This is a genomic window from Nonomuraea antri (genome assembly GCF_013283785.1).
Lineage (GTDB): Bacteria > Actinomycetota > Actinomycetes > Streptosporangiales > Streptosporangiaceae > Nonomuraea > Nonomuraea antri.
On record NZ_JABCPZ010000013.1, the window covers coordinates 58,504 to 74,295 of the forward strand.

Below are 15,792 nucleotides of genomic sequence, written 5' to 3' on the forward strand. Positions count from 1 at the left end.
GGTTACCGGGAGGTGGCACTTTGCGAACTCTGGAGTCCCCGAGTGCCGCGGGCGTAGCATGCGGGGGTGGAACGAGGGTGGGTGCAACCCCGTCCCGCCCTCGACCGGCGGCTCGACGGGGCGCTTACGCACAGGCTCACCACTCTCGTGGCGACCACGGGCTTTGGGAAGTCGATCGCGCTGGCCGGATGGAGCCAGGCCGTCGGGGGTGTGCTGCACCGGCTCGGGCCGGCCGATCGCGACCTGCCGACGCTGGCCGGGGCGGTGGCGTCCGCGCTGTCGCAGGCGGTTCCCGGGCTCCCGCACGACCTGATCGCCACCGCCGGGTCGCCGCTCGGCCCCGACGCGGAAGAGCTGTCCAGGGCCGCGGCGCTGGCGGGCGCGCTGGCCGAGGCGCTGGCCGGGCGGCTCACCCGGGGCCTGGCACTGATCTTCGACGGCGTCGAGGCGATCGCCGACGCGCCGGGCCCGGTGCGATACGTCGAGACCCTGGTCCGGGCCGCGCCCAGGCACCTGCACCTGGTCACCGCCTCGCGGGCGCCGCTGCCCTTTCCCACCGCCCGTCTGCGCCAGGACCACGAGGTGCTCGACCTCGACGCCACCGACCTGGCGCTCACCCCCGGCGAGACCGAGACCTGGGCCCACGCCCGGCTGGGCGAGCCCGGCGCGGGCATCGCCGCCGCGCTGCACACGGCCTGCGGCGGCTGGCCGGCCGCGGTGCAGGCCGCGCTCGACGCCCTGGCCAGGGAAGATCCGGCCGTCTGGCCGGGCAGGGCGGCGAGCCTGGCGGCCAACTCCGCCACGCTGGAACGGCTGATCCTCGCCGCCTACGACGACCTGCCCGCCGCCATGCGCGAGTTGTTACGCGCGGCCACCGCGCTGCCGGTGCTGACCGGCGGCCTGGCCGCCACGCTGGGCGCGCCGCCCGACACCCTCGAGTCGCTGACCAGGCGCGGGCTGTTCCTCGAAGCCGGCCAGGAGGGCCACCGGCTCACCGCCACCAGCGCGCACGTGCTGACCAGGCACGCGCCGCTGGACCGGCACGAGGCCCACGACGTGGCCGCGGTGGCCGCCCGCTGGTACACCGAGCACGACCAGCCCGAACTGGCCCTGCGTGCGGCGGTGGCGACCGGGCACGCCGATCTCGCCGCGGCGCTGCTCGACGCCCACGGCCTGCGCCTGGCCGAGCGCGGCGACGTGATCGCGGCGCTCGACCTGCTGCCCGAGCCGGTCAGGCGCTCGCCCGCGATGCTCCGGCTGGCCGGGGTCGCCGAGCAGAACCGGGGGCACTGGAACACCGCACGCGACCTGCTCGCCCGCGCGGCGGCCGGCCCGGCGTTCGACGCGCTGGTGGCCAGGCGGCTGGGCTTCATCGACCACATGCGCGGCGACTTCGACGCCGCGCTCGACTCCTACCGCAGGGGCATGGAGTGCGGGATGCCGCAGGCCGACGCGGCGATCTGCGCGGCGTCGGCGGCCACCGTCCTGTGGATGCGGGGTGACCGGGCCGGCTGCGCCGAGCTGGCGGACCGGGCGCTGGAGCAGGCCGGCGCGAGCGGCGCGCCGGCCGCGCTGGCGGCGGCGAACACGGTGCTGGCCATGCTGGCCGCGCTCGACGGCGACCGCCGCGCCAACGACGCCTACTACCTGCGGGCCCTGGAGTACGCCGAGCGGGCCGGGGACGTCGTGCAGCTCATCCGCATCCGGTCGAACCGGGCCTCCAGGCATCTGGACGAAGGCGCGAGCACCGACGCGCTGGCCGAGACCGAGATCGCGGCCAGGCTGTGCGACCTGGTGCCGTTCGCGCCGTACGCGCCGTTCGTGCTGGAGAACCGGGCCAAGGCGCTGATCAGTCTCGGCCGGCTGGAGGAGGCCGAGGTCGACGCCGCCGACGCGGTGGCCCGCTGGGAGGCGATGGGGTCGCACCTGGTCACGTACGGGCTGACCAGGCTGGCCGAGATCCACGCGCTGCGCGGCGACCGCGGGGCGGCGATCGCGATCTGGCGGCGGATCATCGCGGACTCCGTCAAGTCCGGCGAGGTGCAGGGCCGGTCCATCATGCTCAACGCGCTGGCCGACCTGCTGGCCCGCGAAGACCTCGACGAGGCGGCCCGCGTGGCCGAGCAGGCGCTCGAACACGCGGAAGGCATCGCGGGCGTGAACGCGCGGGTGGTCAGCGCCAGGGTCGCGCTGGCCGCCGACCGTCCCGACGACGCCAGGGCGCTGCTGGCCGAGGCCGAGCCCGTCGCGGTGCGGCGCAGGGACCACGCCGCCCAGGCCGCCATCGTCGAGCTGCGTGCCGCGCTCGACGCCGACCCTGGCCTGGCCGACGAGGCGGTGCGCCGCTGGACCCTGATCGGCGACCCGATCGCCACCGCTCGCGCCGAGCTGGTCAGAGCCGGTCTCGGCGACCCGATGAGCGGCAGGGACGTGGCCGCCCGGGTGCGCGAGCGCATGCACGCGATCGGCTGCCGGGCGCTGGACGACCGGATCGACGCGCTGATCGGCAGGTTCGCGCCCGCGCCCGGGGCGAAGGTGGTCGTGGAGACCATGGGAACGTTCCGCGTGCTGCGCGGCGGCGTGCCGCTGCCCCGTACGGCCTGGCAGTCGCGCAAGGCCCGCGACCTGCTCAAGATCCTGATCAGCAGGCGCGGCGGCGCGATCAGCAGGGAACGCCTGGTCGAGATCCTCTGGCCGGAGCAGGAGGACCCGCACGTGGGGCTGCGCAGGCTCAACGTCATGGTGTCCACGCTGCGCACGGTCCTCGACCCGGCACGCGAACGGCCGGCCGACGCCATCGTGGTCTCCGACGAGGGGGCGTTGCGCCTGGACCTGTCGAACGTCGACCTCGACGTCGAGCGGTTCCTCGACCTGGCGGCGGGCGCCGTCCGGCTGGATCAGGCCGGGCGTGCCGCCGAGGCGCTGGAGCGCTGGGAGTCGGCCGAGTCGGCGTACGGCGGGGAGTTCTGCGAGGAGGACCCGTACGCGGACTGGGCGGTCGGGCTGCGCGAGCAGGCCAGGCTGGCCTACGTGCAGGCCGCGGCCAGGCTGGCCACGGCGCGGGCGGCCGAGCGGCGCTACGACGAGGCCGCGCGCTACTGGCTGCGGCTGCTCGAACGCGACCGCTACGACGAGCGCGCCCACCTGGGCCTGGTCCGGGTGCTCGACCTGGCGGGCCGGCGCGGCGACGCCCGCAGGCGCTACCACCTCTACGCCGAGCGCATGCGCGAGCTGGAGGTCGAGCCCGCGCCGTACCCCACGTGAACCTCGCGTGAACCCGTACCTGAACCAGACCTGAGCCCGTACCTGAACCAGACCTGAGCCCGTACCTGAACCAGACCTGAACCGGCGGGAGAGATCGTGCGGGCATGACAACGGCTCCCCCGATCCAGGTGGTCGCCCTGAGGACGACCTCCTGATGCGAACCGTCATCGTGCGCCTGGTCGAGCCGGAACAGTCCGGCGGCCAGTTGCGCGGGCTGCTCGAGGAGGTGGGCTGCGAGCCGGTGCCGTTCAGCGGTACCGAGGCCGTCGTCCGCCTGCTGCACGACGCCGCCGGGATCCGGCCTGAACCTCCCGCGAACCCTCGCCGGGAGGATGACGGCTGAGAGGAGGCACGATGAGCGAGCAGCTGGGGAGTGGATGGCCGTTCGTCGGGCGAGGGGGTCCGCTCGCGACCGTGCGCGGGGCGCTGCGGTCGGGGCCGGGCGTACTGATCGCCGGTGCGGCGGGGGTGGGCAAGAGCAGGCTGGCGGCGCAGGCGCTGATCGGTCTGGGGGAGTTCGCGGTGGTGCGCGCGCTGGGCACGGAGACCGCGGCGGTGATCCCGTTCGGCGCGTTCGCGCACGTGCTGACCGGACGCCCGCCAGAGGGCGGCGAGAACCTGCTGTGCTGGGCGGCCGGCCACCTGCGCGCGGCGGCGGGCCCGGGGGAGCTGCTGGTCAGCGTGGACGACGCGCACCGGCTCGACTCCGCGTCCGCGGCACTGGTGCACTACCTGGCGCGTACGGGTGCCGCCAGGATCCTGGTCACCGTACGCAGCGGCGAGGCGCAGCCGGCCCCGGTGGCCGCGTTGTGGAAGGACGAACTGCTCGACCGGGTCGAGCTGCAGCCGCTGACCGTCGACGAGGTGGGCGAGGTGCTGACCGGGGCGCTGGGCGGCGAGGTGGGCGCGGCGACCGTCCGGCATCTGGCCAGTGTCAGCGAGGGCAACGTGCTCTACCTGCGCGAGGTCGTGCACGCCGGGCGCACCGGCGGCTGCCTGGTCGAGACGGGCGGGCAGTGGCGCTGGCGCGGCGAGCTGCCGGTGACCACCCGGCTGCGCGAGCTGGTCGGGGCCAGGATCGGCCATCTCGACCAGGCCGAGCGCGAGGTGCTCGAACTGGTGGCGTTCGGCGAGCCGCTGGGCACCGAGCTGCTGGTCTCGCTGACCTCGGCGGACGTGGTCGAGCGGGTGGAGTCGCGCGGCCTGGTCGTGACCGTGACCGAGGACCGGCGCGAGCACGTCCGGCTGGGGCACCCGCTGTACGGCGAGGTGGTCCGGGCGGACTGCGGCACGCTGCGGACGCGGCGGCGGCTGCGCATGCTGGCCGAGGCGCTGGAGGCCAGCGGGCTGCGGCGGCGCGAGGACGTGCTGAAGGCGGCCGTCTGGCGGCTCGACAGCGGCTCGGCCAGCGATCCGGCGATGTTGCTGTCGGCCGCGAACCTGGCCTGGGCCAGGCGTGACCCACGGCTGGCCGCCCGCCTGGCCAGGGCCGCGGCCGACGCGGGCGCGGGCGTGTCGGCGGTCGCGCTGCTCGGCCAGGTGCTCATGGTGCTCGGCGACGCGGACTCGGCGCTGGCCGCGCTGCGCCAGGCGGCACGCACCGCCGTCACCGAGGGCGAGCGCGCCCAGCACGCCTTCAGCCTGGGCATCAACCTGGCCTGGGCGGGCGCTGACGCCGAGGCGTGCCAGGTGCTCGACGTGGCCGCGCGGGCGCTGACCGACCCCGCCTGGCAGCAGGAGGTGCACATCTACCGGGGCGTGGCCGACTTCTTCGCCGGCCGGCTGACCGGCGCGGCCGGTTCGCTGGGCAGGGCGCGAGCGTGCGAGCCGATGACGGTCAGGGGCGCGGCCCACGCGGCCGGTCTCGAGGCCTGGATCGACGCGTACGCGGGACGGACCGAGCACGCGCTGAGCGTGGTCGAGCAGGCGCTGGCCGGCGCGGACGACTGGGCCGACGAGGCGCCGCACGCGCTGCCCACGCTGCTCGATGCCCGCTGCGCGGCGCAGGTGTTCTCCGGCCGGCTGGAGCAGGCCGGGCGCACCGCGGCGGAAGGCATGGAGCTGGCCGCGGCCGAGCTGTCGGTGTCCGGGTTCGGGGCGTACCGGGCGATGGCCGCCAGGCTGCGCGGCGACGCGGTGTCGGCGGCGCGCTGGTGCCGCGACGAGGCGGGCCGGCTGCCCGCGGGCACGCCGTGGCTGGGCCGGTGCCTGGCCGAGCTGGCGCACGCGCTGGCGCTGCTGGGCAAGGCCGGGCAGGCGCGCGAGACGCTGGCCGCGGCCGAGGACCTGGCGGGCAGGTGGGCGTTCACCCGGCAGCCCGCGTCGCAGGCCGCGGTCTGGGTGGCCGCCGCCTCCGGCGACCTGGACGAGGCGGTGACCAGGTGCCTGTCGGCGGTCGACGTCGCCGAGAAGCAGGAGCAGCGCGGTTTCCTGCTGTTCGCGCTGCACGACCTGGTGCGGCTCGGCGTGCCCGCGCTGGCCGCCGACCGGCTGTCCGCGCTGGCCGAGCGGGTGGAGTCGCCGCTGGCCGGGCTGCTGGCCAGGCACGCGCGGGCCACCGGTGACGCCGTCGAGCTGCGCGCGGTCGCGGCCGGTTTCGACCGGCTCGGCCTGACGCTCTACGCGGCCGAGGCCACCGCGCAGGAGTCCGCGGCCCACCGGTGCGCCGGACGCGGTTCCCTGGCCAGGGGCGCGCAGACCAGGGCCTGGGCGCTGGCCAAGCGGTGCCCCGGGATGTCCACGCCGGCGCTGGTCGAGCTGGCCACGCCCGAGCTCACGCCACGGCAGCGGGAGATCATCCAGCTCGCCGCGGCCGGGCTGACGAACCGGCAGATCGCCGACCGGCTGACCCTGTCGACGCGGACCGCGGCCAACCACCTGCAGGCCGCCTACGACAAGCTCGGCATCAACGACCGCACCCAGGTGGGCCGCCTGCTCGCGGCCCTCTGACAGTTCCGGTTCCGGTTCCGGTTCCGAGCCCGACGCTGGACGAGTGCGAACGGGCGCCGACCGTACCCAGCCCGACGCTAGACCAGTGCGAACAGCCCGTCGCGCAGTGCCTCGCGTTCTTCAGGTGAGAGCGCGAGGTACGGCTGCGCGGCGCGCCGGTTCGTGTCGTCCTCGATGCGGGTGCGCAGCGGACCCTCGGGCAGCGTGACGATCTCGGCCGCCGACAGCCCGGCGATCTGCCAGGCCGCGGCGTGCGCGTCGGCGCGGTGGTAGCGCAGCGCGGCGAGCCGGTTGAACAGCAGCAGCTCGGCCGGCGCGCCGTCCGGCTCGTACGGCGGCACCGCCAGCTCGAACGCGCCGCCCGGCAGCGGCTCGGCCCGGTCGAGCACCCGGGTGACCAGGTCGAGCACCCGCTTCGGCTCGTGATCGGCCCAGACCCGCTCGGCGCCGGCGCCCTGCACCTCGTACAGCGCCAGGACGAACGACAGCCCGGTACGCGTCAGCCGCAGCGTGCCCGCGCCGTCCTCGGCCAGCGTGCCCTCGCGCAGATGCTCACGCAGCCCGGCCTCGATGCCCGCCGCGTCGCGATACCGGTAGAGAGCGGACAGGTCGCGGCGGGTCAGCGCGCGCAGCGGGAGGATGAAGCGCAGGTCGTTCAGCAGGCCGATGGTGACTCCGGCGCGCTCGGCGAGTTCGAGCCCCGCCCGGTGGGCGGCGGCGTGCGCGTTGACGTGGGCGGCGTCGATGACGGGGGCGATCGCCGCCGCGTAGTCGAGCAGAACCGGGAATTTCCGCATTTCGCAGCATTATGCCCGGGCCCATAGCGGATCCGCAGCGAATCCATACTGCCCGGCTCCAGGGTGAGATCAACCGTTCGGCGCGCGCCGGTGTTCTCTCACCGCCCTGTGCCTCGCTGCTCCCTGGAGATCTCATGACTGCCAACCGTTGGCTCGCCCTGCCCGTGGTGCTGGTCGCGGTGTTCATGACCACGCTGGACTTCTTCGTCGTCAACGTGGCCGTCCCGTCGATCCGCGCCGACCTGTCGGCGGGCGACGCCGCGCTGCAGTTCGTCGTCGCCGGTTACGGGCTCGCGTACGCGGCCGGTCTGATCATCTCCGGGCGGCTGGGCGACCTGTTCGGGCCGCGGCGGGTGTTCGCGGCCGGGCTGGCGCTGTTCACGCTGGCCTCGCTGGCGTGCGGGCTGGCGCCGGGCGCGGGCGCGCTGGTGGCCGCCAGGGTGGCGCAGGGCGCGGCGGCCGCGCTGCTCGCGCCGCAGGTGCTGACGCTGCTCGGCGCGATCTACCGCGGCGCCGACCGGGCCAGGGCGTTCGGCTGGTACGGCACCGCGGTCGGCCTGGCCGGAGTCGGCGGCCAGGTGATCGGCGGGCTGCTGGTGGCCGCCGACCCGCTGGGGCTGGGCTGGCGGGCCTGCTTCCTGATCAACCTGCCCGCCGGGCTGGCGGCGCTGGCCCTGACCAGGCGGCTGGTCCCGGACGTCCCTGCCGCGAACGCCACGCGCGGCGGCGTCGACCTGCTCGGCGCGGCCCTGGTCGCGGCGGGGCTGGTCGCGGTCGTGCTGCCGCTGATCCAGGGACGCGAGCAGGGCTGGCCACTGTGGACGTGGCTCTGCCTGGCCGCCGCCGGGCCGGTGCTCGGCTGGTTCGCCGTCCGCCAGCGCCGGCTGGCCGCGGCCGGACGCGAGCCGCTGCTGCGCCTGGACGTGTTCGCCGAGCGGGGCTTCGTCCCCGGCCTGGTGGCGGTGGCGCTGCTGTTCGGCGCGTCGGCGGGGCTGTCGTTCGTGCTCGCGCTGTACCTGCAGGAAGGGCTCAGGCTCGGCCCGGCGGCCGCAGGAGCGGTGTGCACGGCGCTGAACGCGGGCTTCTTCGTGGCCTCGCTGCGCACCGGCAGGCTCGGCGCGCTGCTCGGCCGTGGCCTGCCGGTGGCCGGGGCGCTGACGCTGCTGCTCGGCCTGGCCCTGCTGTACGGCGCCGGCACGCCGGCCGCGGTCGTGGTGTCGCTGCTGTTCACCGGGGCCGGGATGGGGTTGCTCATGTCGCCGCTGCTGTCGTCGGCGCTGGACGGCGTGCGCAAGGAGCGCGCTGGCGCGGCGGCCGGGGTGCTCGGCACCGTGCAGGAGACCGGGGGCGTGCTCGGCGGCACGGTGACCAGCGGCGTCTTCCTCAGCGCGCTGGACGGCGGCTGGACGGCCGCCACGCACGCCGCGCTCGCGGTGCTGATCGCGTGCGTGCTCGGGGTGCTGGCCTACGCGCTGTCGCGGGCCGTGCCGAGGCCGCGAGCGCGGCGTCGTGAATGGCCCCAGCGGTCGGTCAGCGGGTCGGTCAGGCGGTCGGGAGGCACGGCTGCGTGCGTGCGGGAGCCGGTCGGCCGGTAGGCCCATCCGGCTTCTTGATCACCCGGTGCGGCACCCGGCGAGGTGCCGTGGAATCCTGAACGGGTGTCCCCGCTGTTCCGTCTCGCCCGCGCCGCGGCCTTCGCCGTCGTGTCGCTCGGGCTCGGCGTGGCGGCGCACGTGCTCGGCGGCGGGTCGGTTTCGGCCCCGGTCATGCTGGGCGCGCTGGGGCTGTCGTTCGGCGCCGCCGTTCCGCTGGCGGGGCGCGAGCGCACGTTCGCGCTGATCCTGCCGCTGCTCGGCGCGCTCCAGGTGGTCATGCACCTGCTGTTCGCGCTGGCGCACACCGCGCCGGAGCAGGCGGCGGCCGGGCACGCGCACGCCGGGCTGGTGCCCGGCCTGGGCATGCTGGTGGCGCACGGCTGGGCGATCGCGCTGACCGCGCTCTGGCTGTCGCGTGGCGAGGCCGCGTTGTTCGCGGTGCTGCGCCGCCTGGCCGTCCGGCTGCTCGTCATCGTGCTGCCCCTGTTCAGCACGCCTTTCTCCGTCCCGCCGAGCACGTCGCGGCCGCTCCTGCCGCGCTCGGCGGTGCTGCGTCACGTGGTCAGCAGGAGGGGTCCGCCCGAGGTCGTCCCCGCCTGACCTGCCAGGTCCGGCAGACGTCTCCTCCGACAACCCCTGTGCCCGGGGCGGCGTTCGCGTGCCCCGGGGTGAAAGGCGTTTCCCCGTGTTCTCTCGTCATGCGTTCTCTCGTTCGGCCTTGCTGCTGGCCGCCGCGCTCCTGATGGCCGGCTGCGGCGGCGAGCCCACCACCGCCGCCGCGCCCGCACCCTCCGCTTCCACTTCCGCTTCCGCCGATGCCGGCGTGCCGGCGCTGACCATCACCGACCCCTGGGTGAAGACCACCGGGAAGGCGATGACCGCCGCGTTCGGGACGCTGGTCAACAACACCGACGCGGCCATCACGATCGTGGCCGGCGCGACCCCGCTGTCCCCAACCGTGGAGCTGCACGAGGTGGTGGAGTCCGGCGGCAAGATGGTCATGCGGCCCAAGGAGGGCGGTTTCGTGGTGCCCGCGCGCGGCACGCACCAGCTCCAGCCCGGCGGCGACCACATCATGCTCATGGGCGTCACGGACGAGGTGAAGCCCGGTGCGCGGATCCCGTTCACGCTGACCGTCAAGGACGGCCGGCCGCTGGAGTTCACCGCCGTCGGCAAGGACTTCGCCGGCGGCAAGGAGGACTACCAGCCGGGGCACCAGTGATCTCGCGCAGGAACCTGTTCGCCGGGGGCGCCGTCACCGCGGCCGGCGCACTCGCCGCGCCCGCGACCCCGGCCGCCACGCCCACCCGCGCCACTCTCACCCGCGCCGCCCCGGCGGCCGAGCCGTTCCACGGACCCCACCAGGCCGGCGTGGCCACGTCCCCGCAGGCGTACGCCGTGTTCCTCGGCCTGGACCTGCGGCCGGGCGGCGACCGCGAGTCCGTCGTGCGGCTGATGCAGTTGCTCACCGACGACGCCCGCCGGCTCACCCAGGGCCGTCCCGCGCTCGCCGACACCGAGCCCGAGCTGGCCACCACCCCCGCCAGGCTGACGATCACGTTCGGCTTCGGCGCCGGGCTGTTCGCGGCGGCCGGGGTCGAGCCGCCGCTCTCGCCGCTGCCCGCGTTCGAGACCGACCGGCTGGACAAGCGGTGGAGCGGCGGCGACCTGCTCGTGCAGATCTGCGCAGACGACCAGCTCACGCTCGCGCACGCGTTGCGGATGATCGTGAAGGACGCCCGGTCGTTCACCCGCGTCAGATGGACGCAACGCGGCTTCCGCAGCGCGCTCTCACCGGCGGGCACCACGCAGCGCAACCTGATGGGCCAGGTCGACGGCACGGTCAACCCCACCGACCTGGACCGGGCGGTGTGGATCGGCCAGGGTCCGCAATGGCTGCACGGCGGCACCACGCTGGTGCTGCGCAGGATCAGGATGAAGCTGGAGACCTGGGACGCCGCCGACCGGGTGGCCAGGGAGTTCACCATCGGCCGCAGGCTCGGCGACGGCGCCCCACTGACCGGCCGGGCCGAGCACGACGAGCCGGACTTCGCGCGCACGAACCGGCTCGGCTTCCCGGTGATCTCCGAGTACGCCCACATCAGGCGGGCCCGGGTGGCCGATCCCGGGCAGCGGATCCTGCGCCGGCCGTACAACTACGACGAGGGCGTGGCGGCCGACGGCACCTCGGACTCCGGGCTGCTGTTCGCCTCCTACCAGGCGGACGTCGAGCGGCAGTTCGTGCCCGTCCAGCGCCGGTTGGCCGAGGGTGACCTGCTCAACGAGTGGATCACCACGATCGGTTCGGCCGTCTTCCTCATCCCGCCCGGGTGCGGGCCCGAGGGGTGGATCGGGGAGACCCTGCCGTCCTGATCCCGGGCCGTCCTGATCCCGGTGTGTCAGCCGTACCTGCCGCCGGCCGGGCGGAGTGCGGCGGCGAGGTCGGCGGCGAGCCCGGGGATCTCCCCCGGGCTCAGCGCGGCGATCGTGACGCGGATCGCGGGCGGCGTGGCGATCCTGTTGCGCGCGCCGGGCGCGACGGCCCAGCCGGCCGCCAGCAGCCGGCTGATCACGGTGCTCTCGTCGGGCACCGGGACCCAGACGTTGAGCCCGCTGCGCCCGTGTGCCGGGATCCCGTGCCCGGCCAGCGCGGCGATCAGGCCGTCGCGGCGTTCCGCGTACGCGGCGGCCACGGCGGCGCTGTCCACCGCGCCGGTGCGCCACAGGTGGGCGACGGCGCGTTGCAGCAGGTGGCTGACCCAGCCGGTGGCCAGGCGCTGACGGCCGCGCAGCCGCTCCAGCGTGAGCTGGTCGCCGGTGACCAGGGCCAGGCGCAGGTCCGGGCCGTAGGCCTTGGCGGTCGAGCGGGTCAGCAGCCAGCGGGTGGTGGCTCCGGCCAGCGGGTGCAGCGGTAGGTGGACCAGGCCGGCGCCGTGGTCGTCCTCGACGAGGAGCACGTCCGGGTGCGCGGACAGGACGGCACGCAGCTCGCGGGCGCGTTCGGCGGTGACGGCGGCGCCGGTCGGGTTCTGCACGCGGGCGGTGACGACCGCGGCCCTGGCGCCCGCGCGCAGCGCCCGGTCCAGGTCGGCGGGCAGCGGGCCGGCGTCGTCCATCCGCATCGGCGCCGGGCGCAGGCCCATGGCGGGGACCAGGTCGAGCAGGGCCGTCCAGCCCGGGTCCTCGACCGCGACCGCGTCGCCGGGTCGCAGGTGGGCGAGGAAGACGCGTTCGACGGCGTCGAGCGTGCCCGAGGTGACCGCCAGGGGAGCCGCGGGCACGCCGTCTTCGCGCAGCCTGGCGGCGGCCAGGGCGAGCAGTTCCTCGTCGTCGCCGGTGCCGTACATGGCGGGGGTGCGCTCGTGCGCCAGCGCGGCGGCGGCCAGCGCCTCGTGCAGCGCGGGCAGCAGCGCCGGGTCGGGGTTGCCCCTGGACAGGTCGCGCGCGCCGGGCGGCGCCTCGACGCGGAAGTCCTCGCGGGTGGTGCCGGCCGGGCGCGGCCTGATCCTGGTGCCCCGGCGGCCGGCCGTCTCGACGACGCCGCGCTCGCGCAGCAGGCGGTAGGCGGCGGCCGCGGTGTTCGGGCTGACGCGGGCCTGCGCGGCGACCTCGCGGACCGGGGGGAGCGCGGCGCCCGGCGCGAGCAGCCCGGACGACACCGCCGCCTCGACATTGGCGGCAATCTCGCTGGCCGTCCCACCGGTTACCCGATATCTTTCTAGCACAAAAACTATTATGTACTAATACAAAGTGAGTTGCGATGCTGATTCAGCCCTGGGACGCGGCCCGTGACGACGACGAGTGGCGAAACTGGCTGGCCGGGCACGACTTCGGCCAGCTCGCGGCCAACGGCGTGGACGGCGAGCCGCCGGTGGTCGTGCCGACGCACTTCCACTTCGACGGCGGCGGCCGGATCGTGCTCCACCTGGCCAGGCCGAACCCGATCTGGGAGGCGCTGGCGGCCAATCCCACGGTGGTGCTGAGCGTGTTCGGCGACTACGCCTACATCCCCACCACCTGGCGCTCGGACTCCCCCACCGACGGCGTGCCGACCAGCTATTACGCCGCCGTCCAGCTCACCTGCACGGCCGAGATCGTGGACGACAAGGAGGGCAAGGCGGAGATCCTGCGCCGCCAGCTCGCCCACCACCAGCCCGACGGCGACTACGGCCAGGTCGCCGTCGACGACGGCCCGTACCGCAAGCTGCTCTCCGCCATCCGCGGCCTGCGGCTGGAGGTGACCCGGGCGCGGGCCAAGTTCAAGTACGACGACCACCGGCCGGCCGAGTTCCGCCGCGCGATCGCCGACAGGCTGGCCGAGCGCGACCTGCCCGGCGACGCCGGCGCCCGCGCCCAGCAGCTCAGGCGCCTGTCCCTCCAGCCGCAGGCGCCGAGCTAGCCGCAGGTGCGGAGCATGTGGGCCAGCGCGGCCCGCTCGTTCGCGGTGACGCGCAGCCGGTAGTGGTGCTTGACGTCGATCCAGGCCCGCGCGTACGTGCACCAGTAGTCGCGCCGGGGCGGACGCCAGGTGATGGGGCTGCGCCCGCCCTTGGCCACGTTGGCGCGCTCGCTCACCGCGATGAGCTCGGGCCTGGTCAGGTCGTTGGCGAAGGCGTGACGCCGCGCGTCGCTCCACTTGTCGGCGCCGGAGCGCCAGGCGTTGCTCAGCGGCACCAGGTGGTCGACGTCGATCTGGGTCTCGCTGGTCAGCGTCATGCCGTCGTACGGGCTGTGCCACCGGCCGTGCACGGCCCGGCACTCCAGGTCGGTCCGGTACGACAGCGCGTCACGGCGCAGCACCACCTCGCGCGTGTCGCACGGACCTTCCTGCTCCTGCCATTCCGGCATGAACCTGGCGTGGCTGTAGCCGGCCAGCGAGCCCGGCCTGCCGACGGTGAGCTGCTTGAGCCGGGCGCGGGCGTCGGACACGGACGCCGGCTCCGGCAGCGCGGGCACGGCCAGCGGGACGATCAGCAGTGCCGCAGAGACCGGCCACAGGTGGGTCAGCATGCGTACACCAGTAGCAGCAGCCCGGCCCCGGCGAACGGCGGTTGACCCAATACTGACCCGCGCGCCGGCCGCGCGCTCACAATCCCAGCGATCTCCGCAGGAACCCGAGCTGGTGCACCAGCAGGTTCTCCGCCACGGCCTCCTGCGTGGGCAGGTGGGTGGCCTGCGACAGCGGCAGCACCTCGTGCGGACGTCCCGCGGCCAGCAGCGCGGCCGAGAACCGCAGCGTGTGCGCGGCGAAGACGTTGTCGTCGGCCAGCCCGTGCACCAGCAGCAGCGGCCGGCGCAGCGACGACGCCTCCAGGACGGGCGAACAGCGATCGTAGGCCTCCGGGTGCTCGTCCGGGTGACCGAGGTGGCGTTCGCGCCAGTGGGTGTCGTACAGCCGCTGGTCGGTGACGGGCGCTCCGGCGACGGCGGCGTGGAAGACGTCGGGGCGGCGCAGCACCGCCATCGCGGCCAGGAACCCGCCGAACGACCAGCCGCGGATGCCGACCCTGGTCAGGTCGAGCGCGGGATGCGCGGCCGCGGCCGCGCGCAGCGCGTCCACCTGGTCGTCGATCACCGGTCCGGCCAGGTCCAGGTGGATGGCGCGCTCCCAGGCCGGGCCGCGTCCCGGGGTGCCGCGGCCGTCCACGACGAGCACCGCGAAGCCCTGCTCGGCGAACCACTGCGAGACGTGGGCGAACCAGGCGGGCTCGGCGGTGGCCTTGCGCATGGCCGGCCCCGCGTACGGGTCCATGAGCACCGGCAGCGGCCCGTGCTCGGGCCGGTGCCAGGACGGCAGGAACAACGCCGCGCGCAGTTCACGCGGGCCCAGCCTCAGCATGGCCGGCCGCGGTTCGAGCACCGGACGCGCGGCCAGTGAGGCGATCTCGGCGGACGTCCCGTCACGCAGGATCCTGGCGCGCGTGCCCGAGCGGCTCAGGGTGCGTGAGACCAGCACGATCGTGCCCGCCCGGCCCGTGCCGCCGTGCCCGCCCGGCTCGTCGCTGACCCGCCGCAGGCCGGTGTCCGGGTGGTAGGCCCACAGGTGGGTCTCGGCCGGCTCGTCGACGGCGGTGAACAGCACGCTCTCGCCGTCGACCGCCTCGATCCTGTCGAGGTGCAGGCCGGGCGGGGTGACGGGCACGCCGTCGACCAGGAGCCTGCGGGTGTCGTCCTGGTCGGCGCTGGTCAGCAGCGCTCCCGCGGCCGTCCTGGCGGGCAGTCCCGGCACCAGTTCCACCCAGGCGTCGTCGCACTGCTCGGCCAGCACTCGCGTCTCGCCGGTGCCCGGGTCGATGCCGAGCACCTGGACGTGGCGCTGGCTTCGATCCTGGACGGCGGCGTACGGGCCGAAGGCGTCCCAGCCGGCGGCGGTCAGGTACTCGAACGCCTTGGTGTCCCAGCCGACCGGCGACAGCGGGCCGCCGGACACGTCGGCCAGCCACAGGCCGACCTCGGCGTTGGCGGTGCCGACCGCCGGATAGGGGAAGCTCGACGGCGGCCGCGACGGGTCGGACGGATCACCCACGTACCAGCGGGCCACCCCGGCCGTGTCCACCCTGGCGACCAGCAGCCGCCGTCCGTCCGGGGCCCACCAGTAGCCCCGGTGCCGGTACATCGACTCGGCGGCCACGTGCTCGGCCAGCCCGAACGTCACCTCAGGGCCGTCGGGCCGGGCGAGCGCCCGGTCCTCTCCGCTCGCGCACTCGACCACGCGCAGCGCGCCGCCGCTGACGTACGCGATCCGCCGCCCGGTGGGGTCAGGGCGCGGGTCGATCACGGGCCCGTCCACCGGCAGCGCTTGGATCTCGCCGTCGGCGGGGCGCACCGTCCACAGGCGGCCGGACAGCGCGAACGCCAGCACCTCGCACGCCTGGTCGGCGGCGTAGGCGACGATCCCGGACGACGTCTGCCTGGCCCGCTCGCGCCGGACGCGTTCCTCGGCCGACAGTTCCTCGTCCGCGCCTGCCAGCAGTTCCAGCGGGTCGGCCAGCAGGTGTTCCACGCCGTCCCTGAGCATCCACAGGCAGGAGACCGGGTCTTCGCCGCCCCTGCTGCGCAGGAAGAAGACCGTGCGGCCGTCGGGGGAGATCGTGAACGAGCCGGGGACGCCGAGCGTGAAGCGGCGGGTGCGGGCGAGCTGGCGGGGGAGCGATGGTGACGTCATTCTGCTTCCTTCACGGAAAAGT

The 15,792-nt window shown here is 75.2% G+C and carries 12 protein-coding genes; 8 read left to right on the plus strand and 4 right to left on the minus strand.

The annotated features are described in order from the left end of the window. The first annotated feature begins 66 nt into the window (after positions 1 to 66). From HII36_RS58570 to HII36_RS07145, 3 genes are all read left to right on the plus strand, one after another. A complete protein-coding gene (locus HII36_RS58570; protein ID WP_173522257.1) occupies positions 67 to 3,264 on the plus strand; it encodes a BTAD domain-containing putative transcriptional regulator in 3,198 nt (1,065 codons plus the stop codon). 154 nt (positions 3,265 to 3,418) lie between these two features. Further along, a complete protein-coding gene (locus HII36_RS07140) occupies positions 3,419 to 3,607 on the plus strand; it encodes a hypothetical protein (RefSeq protein ID WP_173522258.1) in 189 nt (62 codons plus the stop codon). A gap of 11 nt (positions 3,608 to 3,618) precedes the next feature. Then, on the plus strand, positions 3,619 to 6,213 hold the full coding sequence (locus HII36_RS07145; protein WP_173522259.1) for a LuxR C-terminal-related transcriptional regulator: 2,595 nt from the start codon (positions 3,619 to 3,621) through the stop codon (positions 6,211 to 6,213). A gap of 77 nt (positions 6,214 to 6,290) precedes the next feature. Here the strand turns inward: HII36_RS07145 and HII36_RS07150 are convergent, their stop codons facing one another. Continuing rightward, positions 6,291 to 7,010: a hypothetical protein gene (locus tag HII36_RS07150; protein ID WP_173522260.1), complete on the minus strand. Its 720-nt coding sequence runs from the start codon at positions 7,008 to 7,010 to the stop codon at positions 6,291 to 6,293. 134 nt (positions 7,011 to 7,144) lie between these two features. Between HII36_RS07150 and HII36_RS07155 the strand changes: the two genes are divergently transcribed. The 4 genes from HII36_RS07155 (at position 7,145) to HII36_RS07170 (ending at position 10,978) form a co-directional block, all read left to right on the plus strand. Beyond that, complete coding sequence (locus tag HII36_RS07155; protein WP_173522261.1) at positions 7,145 to 8,605, plus strand: MFS transporter; 1,461 nt, start codon at positions 7,145 to 7,147, stop codon at positions 8,603 to 8,605. A 63-nt stretch (positions 8,606 to 8,668) separates the two neighbouring features. After that, positions 8,669 to 9,205 (plus strand): MFS transporter, encoded by a 537-nt coding sequence (locus HII36_RS07160; protein ID WP_173522262.1) that lies wholly within the window; start codon positions 8,669 to 8,671, stop codon positions 9,203 to 9,205. Positions 9,206 to 9,290: 85 nt separating this feature from the next. After that, positions 9,291 to 9,827, plus strand: a complete 537-nt coding sequence (locus tag HII36_RS07165) for a copper chaperone PCu(A)C (RefSeq protein WP_328807617.1) — start codon at positions 9,291 to 9,293, stop codon at positions 9,825 to 9,827. Then, complete coding sequence (locus HII36_RS07170; protein WP_328807618.1) at positions 9,824 to 10,978, plus strand: Dyp-type peroxidase; 1,155 nt, start codon at positions 9,824 to 9,826, stop codon at positions 10,976 to 10,978. The genes HII36_RS07165 and HII36_RS07170 overlap by 4 nt, the downstream gene beginning before the upstream one ends. Positions 10,979 to 11,004: 26 nt before the next feature. Here HII36_RS07170 and HII36_RS07175 read toward each other — a convergent pair whose 3' ends face one another. After that, positions 11,005 to 12,330: an aminotransferase class I/II-fold pyridoxal phosphate-dependent enzyme gene (locus HII36_RS07175; RefSeq protein WP_173522263.1), complete on the minus strand. Its 1,326-nt coding sequence runs from the start codon at positions 12,328 to 12,330 to the stop codon at positions 11,005 to 11,007. 35 nt (positions 12,331 to 12,365) lie between these two features. Here HII36_RS07175 and HII36_RS07180 point away from each other — a divergent pair, with 35 nt between their 5' ends. After that, positions 12,366 to 13,004, plus strand: coding sequence for an FMN-binding negative transcriptional regulator (locus HII36_RS07180; RefSeq protein WP_173522264.1), 639 nt, complete (start codon positions 12,366 to 12,368; stop codon positions 13,002 to 13,004). Here the strand turns inward: HII36_RS07180 and HII36_RS07185 are convergent. Beyond that, a complete protein-coding gene (locus HII36_RS07185) occupies positions 13,001 to 13,615 on the minus strand; it encodes an HNH endonuclease family protein (protein ID WP_173522265.1) in 615 nt (204 codons plus the stop codon). The genes HII36_RS07180 and HII36_RS07185 overlap by 4 nt on opposite strands. A 76-nt stretch (positions 13,616 to 13,691) precedes the next feature. Next, on the minus strand, positions 13,692 to 15,770 hold the full coding sequence (locus HII36_RS07190; protein ID WP_173522266.1) for a prolyl oligopeptidase family serine peptidase: 2,079 nt from the start codon (positions 15,768 to 15,770) through the stop codon (positions 13,692 to 13,694). Between the last annotated feature and the right edge of the window lie 22 nt (positions 15,771 to 15,792).